The sequence below is a fragment of the Pseudomonas sp. P7759 genome, assembly GCF_013386445.1.
GTDB classification, from domain to species: Bacteria; Pseudomonadota; Gammaproteobacteria; order Pseudomonadales; family Pseudomonadaceae; genus Aquipseudomonas; species Aquipseudomonas azotoformans_A.
The window spans coordinates 1-11567 of sequence record NZ_JACART010000072.1; the positions used below are offsets into that span (position 1 = coordinate 1).

At 60.7% G+C, this 11567-nt stretch carries 8 protein-coding genes; 3 read left to right on the plus strand and 5 right to left on the minus strand.

The features are described from left to right. The coding region (gene yjiA, locus HX823_RS30255) for a GTPase (RefSeq protein WP_177078270.1) at positions 1 to 908 on the plus strand (908 nt) is incomplete at its 5' end. A 45-nt stretch (positions 909 to 953) separates the two neighbouring features. Here yjiA and glyA read toward each other — a convergent pair. The 3 genes from glyA to HX823_RS30270 form a co-directional block, all read right to left on the minus strand. After that, the gene (gene glyA, locus HX823_RS30260) at positions 954 to 2207 is read right to left on the minus strand and encodes a serine hydroxymethyltransferase (protein ID WP_177078272.1); all 1254 of its coding nucleotides are present in this window, start codon (positions 2205 to 2207) and stop codon (positions 954 to 956) included. Positions 2208 to 2455: 248 nt separating this feature from the next. Then, positions 2456 to 6307, minus strand: a complete 3852-nt coding sequence (locus HX823_RS30265) for a bifunctional diguanylate cyclase/phosphodiesterase (RefSeq protein ID WP_177078274.1) — start codon at positions 6305 to 6307, stop codon at positions 2456 to 2458. A gap of 116 nt (positions 6308 to 6423) precedes the next feature. Next, positions 6424 to 7035: a LysE family translocator gene (locus HX823_RS30270; RefSeq protein WP_177078276.1), complete on the minus strand. Its 612-nt coding sequence runs from the start codon at positions 7033 to 7035 to the stop codon at positions 6424 to 6426. A 159-nt stretch (positions 7036 to 7194) separates the two neighbouring features. Between HX823_RS30270 and ettA the strand changes: the two genes are divergently transcribed. Together ettA and gdhA are read left to right on the plus strand one after the other, a co-directional pair. Further along, positions 7195 to 8859 (plus strand): energy-dependent translational throttle protein EttA, encoded by a 1665-nt coding sequence (gene ettA, locus HX823_RS30275; protein ID WP_033901566.1) that lies wholly within the window; start codon positions 7195 to 7197, stop codon positions 8857 to 8859. A gap of 247 nt (positions 8860 to 9106) precedes the next feature. After that, entirely contained in the window at positions 9107 to 10444 is a 1338-nt protein-coding gene (gdhA, locus tag HX823_RS30280; protein WP_061434232.1) for an NADP-specific glutamate dehydrogenase, read from the plus strand. On the opposite strand, the gene HX823_RS30285 is transcribed toward gdhA, so the two are convergent. After that, a complete protein-coding gene (locus HX823_RS30285) occupies positions 10441 to 10929 on the minus strand; it encodes a GreA/GreB family elongation factor (RefSeq protein ID WP_177078278.1) in 489 nt (162 codons plus the stop codon). The two genes, gdhA and HX823_RS30285, sit on opposite strands and share 4 nt — an antisense overlap. 70 nt (positions 10930 to 10999) lie before the next feature. Next, a complete protein-coding gene (locus HX823_RS30290; protein ID WP_177078280.1) occupies positions 11000 to 11356 on the minus strand; it encodes a hypothetical protein in 357 nt (118 codons plus the stop codon). Positions 11357 to 11567 lie beyond the last annotated feature (211 nt).

The following is an 11567-nucleotide window of genomic DNA, read 5'->3' on the forward strand; positions in this document are numbered from 1 at the left end:
AGACCACCTTGCTGCGCCACCTGCTCAAGGCCGAGCATGGCCTGAAGATCGCCGTGATCGAAAACGAATTCAGTGACGCCGGTATCGACACCCAGCTATTGGGCGCCGAGCCGGTGCAAGTCATGACCTTGTCCAACGGCTGCGTGTGTTGCACCATCCACACCGACCTGACCAAAGCCCTGTACCTGCTGCTGGAGCGCCTGGACAGCGGCGAAATCACGTTCGACCGCCTGGTGATCGAGTGCACCGGCCTGGCCGACCCGGCCCCAGTGGCCCAAACCTTTTTCATCGACGAGGAACTGCGCGAGCGCTATATCCTCGACGGCATCATCACCCTGGTGGACGCCGCCCACGCCGAGCACCACCTGACCCAGACCATCGCCCAGGCCCAGATCGGCTTTGCCGACCGCCTGCTGGTGAGCAAACGCGATCTGGTGGATGACGCTACCTTTGACGCGCTCAGCGAGCGCCTCACCCGCATCAACCGCCGCGCGCCGATCCGGGTGGTGGACCATGGCAACATCGACCTGGCTGAACTGCTCGATGTGCGCGGCTTCAACCTCAACGCTGGCATGAGCCTGCGCCCGGTGCGTGCTGCGCCGTCCATCGACCGTATCTCCAGCCTGGTGTTGCGCACCGGCCAGCCGCTGGATATCGACCGGCTGAGCGAGTTCATGAACGAACTGCTCGAAGACCACGGCAAGCAACTGTTGCGCTACAAGGGCGTGCTGAACATTGCCGGTGAAGACCGGCGCATGGTCTTCCAGGGCGTGCTCAAACTCTACGGCTTTGATTGGGACACGGAGTGGGAAGAGGGCGAAGCGCGGGAGAGTGTGATTGTGTTTATTGCCGATGAATTGCCGGAAGACAAGATTCGCGAAGGTTTCCAGCGCGTCTATCAGGCATAAAAAAGCCCGGCTCATGAGCCGGGCTTTTCATTCAAGCAACTGCCATCAAGCGCCGTACACCGGCAGCTTTTTGCAGATGGCCTTGACCTTCTCACGCACCGCGTCGATCACGGCTTCGTTGGAAAGATCTGCCAGGATGTCGCAGATCCAGCCAGCCAGTTCCTTGCACTCTGCTTCCTTGAAGCCGCGAGTGGTCACTGCCGGAGTACCGAAGCGCAGGCCGGAGGTGACGAACGGCGAACGTGGGTCGTTCGGCACGGAGTTCTTGTTCACGGTGATGAAGGCTTTGCCCAGGGCAGCGTCAGCATCTTTACCGGAAATGTCCTGCTTGATCAGCGACAGCAGGAACAGGTGGTTTTCAGTACCACCGGAGACTACGTCGAAGCCGCGCTCGATGAACACGCTGGCCATGGTCTGGGCATTCTTGACCACTTGTTGCTGGTAGGTCTTGAACTCGGGCTGCAGGGCTTCCTTGAAGCAGATCGCTTTGGCGGCGATCACGTGCTCCAGCGGGCCGCCTTGGGCGCCTGGGAAGACAGCGGAATTCAGTTTCTTCTCGATGTCGGCGTTGGCGCGAGCCAGGATCAGGCCGCCACGTGGACCGCGCAGGGTCTTGTGGGTCGTGGTGGTCACGACGTCAGCGTAAGGCACCGGGTTCGGGTAGATGCCAGCGGCGACCAGACCGGCCACGTGGGCCATGTCGACGAACAGGTAAGCGCCGACTTTGTCCGCGATAGCGCGGAAACGTGGGAAGTCCAGGATCTGCGAGTAGGCAGAGAAACCGGCCACGATCATTTTTGGCTTGTGCTCGACCGCCAGGCGCTCGACTTCGTCGTAGTCGATCAGGCCGTTGGCATCGATACCGTATTGAACGGCGTTGTACAGTTTGCCGGAGGAGGAAACGCTGGCGCCGTGGGTCAGGTGACCGCCGTGGGCCAGGCTCATGCCCAGGATGGTGTCGCCGCCTTGCAGCAGGGCCAGGTAGACGGCGCTGTTGGCTTGGGAGCCGGCGTGCGGCTGGACGTTGGCGTAATCGGCGCCGAACAGTTCTTTGGCACGGTCGATAGCCAGCTGTTCAACCACGTCGACGTACTCGCAACCGCCGTAGTAGCGCTTGCCTGGGTAACCTTCGGCGTACTTGTTGGTCAAGACCGAACCTTGAGCCTCCATCACCGCTGGGCTGGTGTAGTTTTCCGAAGCGATCAGCTCAATGTGCTCTTCCTGGCGCACGGCTTCTTGCTCCATGGCGGCGAAGAGATCGGCGTCGTACTTGGCAATAGTCAAATCACGGCTGAACATGGCGGTCCTCAAGGATCGGGGGCAGAAAAGGAGGGCATTCTAACTCAATGGGTTTTAGATGGCATATGAAAGGACATCATGTCGCGGATAAGCGGGGCTCATCTGGGGATAAGCGGTGCTTGTTGTAGCTGTTGTGGCGAGGGAGCTTGCTCCCGCTGGACTGCGCAGCAGTCCCAAAAAAGAGGGGCCGCTTCGCGCGCCAGCGGGAGCAAGCTCCCTCGCCACAGGGAAGTCAGCCCACTAGAGGATCAGTCGAACATGAACAGCGCATCATTGCTGAACTGCGCCTCGAACCGATTCGCCGGCATCGGCCGCCCGAACAGGTAGCCTTGCACTTCATCGCAACCATGCTCACGCAGGAAGTCCAGCTGCTCATGGGTTTCCACACCCTCGGCGATCACCGCCAGGTTCAGGCTGTGGGCCATGGCGATAATGGCGCGGGCGATCTGGGCGTCTTGCTCGCCTGACGGCAGGCCGTCGACGAAGGTACGGTCAATCTTCAGCACGTCGATCGGGAATTGCTTGAGGTAGTTGAGCGACGAATAACCGGTACCGAAGTCGTCAACCGCAATACTCAGGCCCAGGTTTTTCAGGCTGTCGAGGATTTGCATGGCCTCGTTGACCTCACGCATCAGGATACTTTCGGTCAACTCCAGCTCCAGGCACGCCGGCGGCAGGCCAGTGTCCTTGAGGATGGTGGCGATACGGGTGCCCAACTGGCCGTCGGAGAACTGCCGCGCCGAGATGTTCACCGAGACTTTCGGCACGCGCACCTTGTTCTGGTGCCAGGTCTTGAGCTGGCGACAGGCTTCGCTGATCACCCAGTCGCCCACGTCCACCACCAGGCCCAATTCCTCCAACACCGGGATGAAATCCCCCGGCGGCACCAGGCCGCGACGTGGGTGACGCCAGCGCAGCAGGGCTTCGGCGCCGGTCAGGCGTTTGCCGTCGCCGCTGAACTGCGGTTGGTAATAGAGTACGAATTCATTCTGGTCCAGGGCGTGGCGCAGGTCGCTTTCCAACTCCAGGCGTTCCAGGGCGCTGGCGTTCATGTCGGCCTGGTAGAACTGGAAGTTGTTCTTGCCGCGTTCCTTGGCGTGATACATCGCCGTGTCGGCGTTTTTCATCAACTGGCTCAGCTCGTTGCCGTCCTGAGGGCTCAGGGCGATGCCGATACTGGCGGTGACAAAAAACTCGCGGCCCTCCAGTACAAAGGGTTTCACCAGGCTGGCGAGGATCTGCTCGGCCACATGAATCGCGCGGTTCAGCGCCAATTCACGGTTGACCCTGGGTTGCAGGAGCAAGGTGAACTCGTCGCCGCCCATGCGCGCCACGGTGTCGTCTTCGGCCACGCAACCCAGCAGGCGCGTGGCCATTTCCTTGAGCATGCGGTCGCCGGCGGCGTGGCCCAGGGAATCGTTGATCGGTTTGAAACGGTCGAGGTCGAGGAACATCAGCACCACCCACGACTTCTGCCGTTCGGCCGACTGCAACGCGGTGTGCAGGCGATCCTGGAACAGCGTGCGGTTGGGCAGGTGGGTCAGGGCGTCGTAGTAGGCCAGGCGGTGGATGCGCTGCTCGCTGGCCTTGCGCTCGCTGATGTCACTGAAGAAACACACATAGCTGGCCAGGTCGCCTTCATCGTCGAACACGGCGGTAATGCCCACCCACGCCGGGTAATGCTCGCCGTTGCGGCGCTTGAGCCACACTTCGCCTTCCCAGGTACTGTGCTGGTGCAGTTGCTTGAGCACGTAGCGCAGGTGGGCTTCCTGCTGTTCGTCGACGGTGAGCATGTTCGGCAACTGGTCGAGCACATCGCTGACCGCATAGCCGCTGACCCGGCTGAACGCCTCGTTGGCCTGCACGATATAGCCGGCAGGGTCAGTGATCAGGATCGCCGAGGTCGAGTGTTCGAATACCGTGGCCGCCATGCGCAGGTCTTTCTCGGCGCGGCGTTGCTGGCTGATGTCGCGGCCCACGCCAAGGATGCCCTCGAACGCGCCGTGCTCGTCCCACACCAGCACCAGGCGCAGCTCGATCGGCACTTTGCGACCGTCTGCGCGCAAGCAGTCGAACAGGAACAGTTGAGTCTGGATCTCATCACGCAGCCGGTTCAGCGCCTCAGGATCGCCCAGCGAGCGGCTGACCTGTTCCACCAGGCTGTAAATGCCGGTCAGTTGCTGCGGGTTGGCGATGATCGACTGCCAGCCGTTCTTGAACACCCAGTCCACGTCATAACCCAGCACGGCGTTGACCGAAGGGCTGATGTAGTTGAGGGCCAACTGGCTGTCGGTGGAGCAGATCACGTCGCTGATGCTTTCGGCCAGCATGCGGTAGCGCTGTTCGCTGTCACGCAGGGATTCGCTGGCCTCGATCTGGTCGGTGATGTCCTTGGCCACGCCGATGATACGGGTGATCTGCGCCGTCTTGTCGCGGGCCAGGGCCTGCTCTCGGATATCAAAGCGCCGCCATTGGTTATTGCGGTGACGGAAGCGCAGTTGGCATTGCAATTGGGTGGTGTAGCCGATCTGGCGCTGCTGCTGGCGCAGGTCGTGGTAATGCTCGGCGTCTTCGGGGTGCAGCAGGATTTCCCAGAAGTACTCGCCCATTTGCTGCAGTTCGGCCTTGTTGTAGCCGAGGGTGTGGCCCAGGTGATGGTTGCTGAAGATCATGCGCTGGCTGATCACGTCCTGCACATACAGGTGGTCGGGGACGGTGCGTACCACGTCGGACCAGAAGCTCTCGCGCTCCACCAGTGACAACTCGATCAACTTGCGGCTGGTGATATCGCTGATGCTGAGGATCACTGCCTTGAAATCGTCCTGCTGTTCCGGCAGACGCATTACCAGCCACAGGTATTGCTCGTTGCCGGCCACGTCCTTGAGCTGGATTTCCAGTTCCAACTGGTTCTGCTGGGTCAGCACCGCCTCAAGAATCTGGTAGCCGATGGACGTGGCATTGCGCGGGCAGTCATCGATCAGGCGCTCCCAGGCTTCTTCGCAGGAACCCACATTCAGCAAGCGCACCGCCACCTGGTTGACCTCGGTGATGCGCAGTTCCTTGAGCAGTTGCTGGCGCTCGTTAGGGTTGTCCTGCAGCCAGGCGTGCAGTTGCTCGCGGGTCTCCAGCCGGGTCTTGTCGAAGAAGGTATTCAGGCCCGACAGGTCGAGCACGCACAAGGCCACGCCGGTGCCTTCGAAAATGTCCTGGTAGCGCCGGCGGCCTTCATGCACCTGGCGCTGGCGGCGACGCATGTTCAACAGCACGATCACTGGGATCAGCGAGAACGCCAGGCCCAGCAGGCATTTACCGATGAACGCTGGCAGCAGTTGTTCCAGCACCGCCGTCCGGTCGAACAGCCCGCGCAGTTGCCAGTCGCTTTTGCTCAGGGGCGTGACCAGTACGCTTTTATTCAGCTCGTCCGGCGTCAACGCAGACGCCCACTGCGCGGGCATGCCGCTGTCCCGGCTGACAACGCGGTGGTTGACGCGATTCTCGATGACCCACAGCGGGCGCTGGCCCTGGCCGTCCTGGCGGGTGAGGTTGCTCAGGTAATTGGGGGCCAGGCGCAGCGCCCAATACATCCGCGAGCCGCCGCTGGGTTGGTGCAGCAACAGATAGATAATCGTGCCGTCGTTGCTGTTGCTCAGGTAATAGGATTGGGCGTGGCTGCGTTGCACCAGTTCTGCCAGCCAGGCAGCGTCCTGGCTGTCGGTGGCGCTGTCACTGATCATCGCGCCGCTGGGGGCGAGCAGGGCGACACTGCGAAGCTCCGGCAGCGAGCGTTGCAAGGTGCGCATCAGGGCCTGTTGCTGTTCGCTGTCACGCGGTGGCTCGACCATCGGCAGCAGGTTCAGGGCGATTTTTGCGCTGAGGGCCATGTTCAGGCTGATCTGTTCAGCCAGGTCGGCACTGTAGTCGATGGTGTATTGCTGCTGGTTTTTCTGGTTTTGCTGGAGCTGGTCGAGCAACTGCCAGAACAATAACGCGAGCAGCATAAGGACGAGCGTCGCCAATGCGCCTTTGAGGGTGCCGTGCAGGGGCGCTCCCGGCGCTATATGAGCGGCGCGCAGGGGAGTTGGCGGCGTGACTTTGGACAAGCTGTGATCCTGCGGTTTGGCTGGACTGGCGCGCGACGTGCACTATAAGCCGGACGCCCGGAGGGCGGCTAGCATGCCTTGAGTTGTGGCAAAGTGCCAGCCCCGCCTGGCGGGTGCTAAAGAGCCTTGCCGGCGTGGATCAGGCTGTCCGCCAGCCGCGTCAGGATCGCCAGCGTGAACAGGCTGATAACCACAGAGGCCGTGCGGTTGATGGCGTGCGGCGTCAACCACGCATACCCGCCGCGTTTGATACGGGCCCCCAGCAGCACCCAGGCACAGCCCACCGGTATCACCACGGCGGTGAACTGCGCGACGAAATGCACGTACAGGTTTAACTCTGCGAACGTCTGCATCGGGACGATAAACGACACGATCAGTAATCCCTTGGGGTTGATCAGCGTGAGCAAAAAGAAGCTCAGCGTGGAGACTCGCGCCTCGGGCTCGGTGTGGAGTGTTTCGTCGGGATGGCACCACAAGAGGTAGCAAGTCCTGATCAAATAACAGACCGAAGCAAACTGCACGAGCTTCAGGCCCCAGGGCGCGTTGTCGCCGATATGGCTGAGCAGGTAGCCCCAAAACGAGATCTGCGTGAGGTAGGCCAGGCATTCCAGCAGGCTCAGCGGCCAGGCGCGCCGGAATCCCACGAGTAACCCCGAGCGCAGCAGCAGCGTGTTGGTAGGCCCCGGCATTAATAGCAGTAGCCCGAGTGCGGATAGGACGCCAAGCATGAAGGGTGTCTCCTGGAGCCCCTGAGGGTTTTGGCCGGCTAATCTAACAGATAGGCTTCGATACGCTCGGTCACTTAGGTTAACCTTGAGGATTCGCAACACTATGTACAGCGCCATGACGCTACGTAGGCCTGTTCTTACTTTTATGAGGTCCACATTTTGGCTCAATACGTCTTCACCATGCATCGGCTGGGCAAAGTTGTCCCTCCGAAGCGGGAAATCCTGAAAAACATTTCGCTGTCCTTCTTCCCAGGCGCCAAGATCGGCGTGCTCGGCCTCAACGGTTCGGGTAAATCCACCCTGTTGAAAATCATGGCCGGCGTCGACACCGAGTTCGAAGGCGAAGCCCGCCCGATGCCTGACCTGAATATCGGCTACCTGCCGCAAGAGCCGATCCTGGACCCGACCAAGACCGTGCGTGAAGTGGTGGAAGAAGCCGTCAGCGTGATCAAGAACGCCCAGGCGCGCCTGGACGAGGTCTACGCGGCGTACGCTGAAGAAGATGCCGACTTCGACAAACTGGCCGCCGAACAGGCCAAGCTCGAAGCCATCCTGCAAGCCAGCGATGGTCACAACCTGGAGCGCCAGCTGGAAGTCGCCGCCGATGCACTGCGCCTGCCGGCGTGGGACGCCAAGGTCGAACACCTGTCCGGTGGTGAAAAACGTCGTGTGGCCCTGTGCCGCCTGCTGCTGTCGGCCCCCGACATGCTGCTGCTCGACGAACCTACCAACCACTTGGACGCCGATTCCGTCGCCTGGCTGGAACACTTCCTACACGATTTCCCAGGCACCGTGGTCGCGATCACGCACGACCGGTACTTCCTGGACAACGTGGCCGGCTGGATCCTCGAGCTCGACCGTGGCGCCGGTATCCCTTACGAGGGCAACTACTCCGGTTGGCTGGAAGCCAAGTCCGACCGTCTGGCCGCCGAATCCAAGCAGCAATCGGCCCATGAAAAAGCCATGAAGGAAGAACTGGAGTGGGTGCGCAAAGGCGCCAAGGCCCGCCAGTCCAAATCCAAGGCACGTCTACAACGCTTTGAAGAAATGCAATCCCAGGAATTCCAGAAGCGTTCGGAAACCAACGAGATCTACATCCCGGCCGGCCCGCGCCTGGGTGACAAGGTCATCGAGTTCAAGAACGTTTCCAAAGGCTATGGCGACCGCGTGCTGATCGACAACCTGTCGTTCTCCATGCCAAAAGGCGCGATCGTCGGCGTTATCGGTGGTAACGGTGCGGGTAAATCCACGCTGTTCCGCATGTTGATGGGCAAGGAAACCCCGGATTCGGGCACCATCGAAGTCGGCGAAACTGTGCAGCTTGCTTGCGTTGATCAGAGCCGTGAAGACCTGGATGGCAGCAAGACTGTGTTCCAGCAGATTTCCGACGGTTCCGACCAGATCCGCATCGGCAACTATGAAATCCCGTCGCGTACCTACGTCGGTCGTTTCAACTTCAAGGGCGGCGACCAGCAGAAGTTCGTCAAGGACCTGTCCGGTGGTGAGCGCGGTCGCTTGCACCTGGCCCTGACCCTGAAAGAGGGCGGCAACGTCCTGCTGCTCGACGAACCGTCCAACGACCTCGACGTTGAAACCCTGCGTTCCCTGGAAGAAGCCCTGCTGGACTTCCCGGGCGCCGCCATTGTGATCTCTCACGATCGGTGGTTCCTTGACCGCGTCGCGACCCACATCCTGGCGTACGAAGACGACTCGCAAGCGGTGTTCTTCGAAGGTAACTACACCGAGTACGAAGCGGACCGTAAAAAGCGCTTGGGCGACGCTGCTGCCCAGCCGCACCGTGTGCGTCACAAAAAACTGGCCTGATTCGGGTCGGTGGTTTGAAAGAGCGGAGCCTTCGGGCTCCGCTTTTTTTTGCCTGGAATTTGATGGTGCGCGCGGTTCGGGATTGCTCCCTGAAAGGGTGCGTAAACACCCCTTAAACTGGATACAGTTATATAAAACGCACCATTTAAATTCACAAAGGCGACATTTTGCCCTGTCGCAGTGCGGGATGAATTGATAAAGTCCGGCTCAATCTCCGTTAACAACTAAAAATTTGCCGAGACTTTTCATGATCGAATCCGTCGAATCCTTCCTTGCCCGCCTCAAGAAACGCGACCCCGACCAGCCGGAATTCCACCAAGCTGTGGAAGAAGTCCTACGCAGCCTGTGGCCGTTTCTTGAAGCCAACCCCCACTACCTGACCTCGGGCATCCTGGAGCGCATCTGCGAGCCGGAACGCGCGATTACCTTCCGGGTGTCGTGGGTGGATGATCATGGCAAGGTCCAGGTCAATCGCGGTTTCCGCATCCAGATGAACAGCGCCATTGGCCCTTACAAAGGCGGCCTGCGCTTCCATCCATCGGTGAACCTGGGCGTGTTGAAGTTCCTCGCCTTCGAGCAGACCTTCAAGAACTCCCTGACCTCGCTGCCCATGGGCGGCGGCAAAGGCGGCTCGGACTTCGACCCCAAGGGCAAGAGCGACGCTGAAGTCATGCGCTTCTGCCAGGCCTTTATGAGCGAGCTGTATCGCCACATCGGCGCGGACGTGGACGTGCCGGCCGGCGATATCGGCGTCGGCGCCCGTGAAATCGGCTTTATGTTTGGCCAGTACAAGCGCCTGAGCAACCAGTTCACCTCCGTGCTGACCGGCAAGGGCATGACCTACGGCGGCAGCCTGATCCGCCCTGAAGCCACCGGTTTCGGCTGCGTGTACTTCGCCGAGGAAATGCTCAAGCGCAACGGCCAGAAGGTTGAAGGCAAGCGCGTGGCGGTGTCGGGTTCGGGCAACGTGGCGCAATACGCGGCGCGCAAGGTCATGGACCTGGGCGGCAAGGTGATTTCCCTGTCCGACTCCGAAGGCACCCTTTACGCCGAAAGCGGTTTGACCGAAGAGCAATGGTCGGCCCTGCTGGAGCTGAAAAACGTCCAGCGCGGCCGCATCAGCGAACTGGCCGAGCGTTTTGGCCTGGAGTTCCGCAAAGGTCAGACTCCATGGGAACTGGCTTGCGACATCGCGTTGCCCTGCGCCACCCAGAACGAACTGGATGCCGACGCCGCCCGCACCTTGCTGCGCAACGGCTGTGTCTGCGTGGCCGAAGGCGCCAACATGCCGACCACGCTTGCGGCTGTGGATATCTTTATCGAGGCGGGCATTCTGTTCGCACCGGGCAAGGCGTCCAATGCCGGCGGCGTGGCCGTGAGTGGCCTGGAAATGTCGCAAAACGCCATGCGCCTGCTGTGGACCGCCGGTGAGGTAGACAGCAAGCTGCATAACATCATGCAGTCGATCCACCATGCCTGCGTGCACTACGGCGAAGAAAACGGCCGGATCAACTACGTGAAAGGCGCGAACATTGCCGGCTTCGTCAAAGTGGCGGACGCGATGCTGGCCCAAGGCATCGTCTAAGCCTCGGGTTCGATCCGCAGCACTTCGATCAACTGATCGCCGACGGGGCGCTGCCACAGCACCTCGTCACCCACCTGGGCGCCCAGCAAGGCGCGGCCCAGGGGCGAACCCCAGTTGATCAAGCCTGCGCCCGCATCAGCCTGGTCTTCACCGACTAACTGGATGCGTTGTTGTTCGTCCTGCTCATTGGCGAAGGTCACCCAACTGCCGATCTGCACCTTGTCGGTGGAAATGGCCGGCGCGACCACCTGGGCGCTTTGCACCCGCTGGTTGAAGTAGCGCAGATCCCGCTCAAGGTCCGCCTGACGCTGTTTATCGCCCTTGGCAGATTCGAGACTGTATTCGTGCTGCAACTGCGCAACCTTGGCCTGCAATTGCGCCAAACCTTGCGCAGTCAGGCGATTGGGTTGCTCGCTCACCTGACGTTCCACTGGCTGATCAGCCTGGGCGGCAGCGTTGTCCTCGTTTACAAAAGCTCGGCTCATGACGTTCTCCCTCTCTGGAGTTTGGGCCATGGTCGCCGCGCTTTAGTTTCGCTGGATGTCTGGAAACGACCTATTGCGAACGATAGGCCCTGGCGGCGTCGCGGTTTTTCTCCTGCTGCCAGGCGCGCTCGCGGTCATCCCAGTGGTTGTCCTTGTAGTCACGCAACTCTTCGTTCTCGCGCATGGCCTTGCACTGACGGAAACCGTCCTCCCAGCCTTCGGAGTATTCACGGTCCTTCAGATAACGCGGCACATTCTTGCGAAACTCCCCGCTGATCACCCCAGCGGCCTGGCGACCGCTGCTGCAACCGTCATCAAAACCATCGGCAAACGCCGGTGGATAACCTTTGGCCAGCAAATCTTCATGGGTCGATTGGCAACCGGCCAACCACGCTACTGCACACAGCATTACCGCATACCGCCACATGGCGTACTCCCTGGCCGTTTCACGGCTGATGGGGAGAAGTCTAGATAGAGAATTGTCGGGGAGGTGTGAAAGCGAGGTGAGAAAGGTGTTGGGCTGCGGTGAGTGTCTGAATAGACGCGCGCCAAGTGTGGGAGGGGGCTTGCCCCCGATGGCAGTGTGTCAGTTAGTACATCTGATTCTGACACTCCGCTATCGGGGGCAAGCCCCCTCC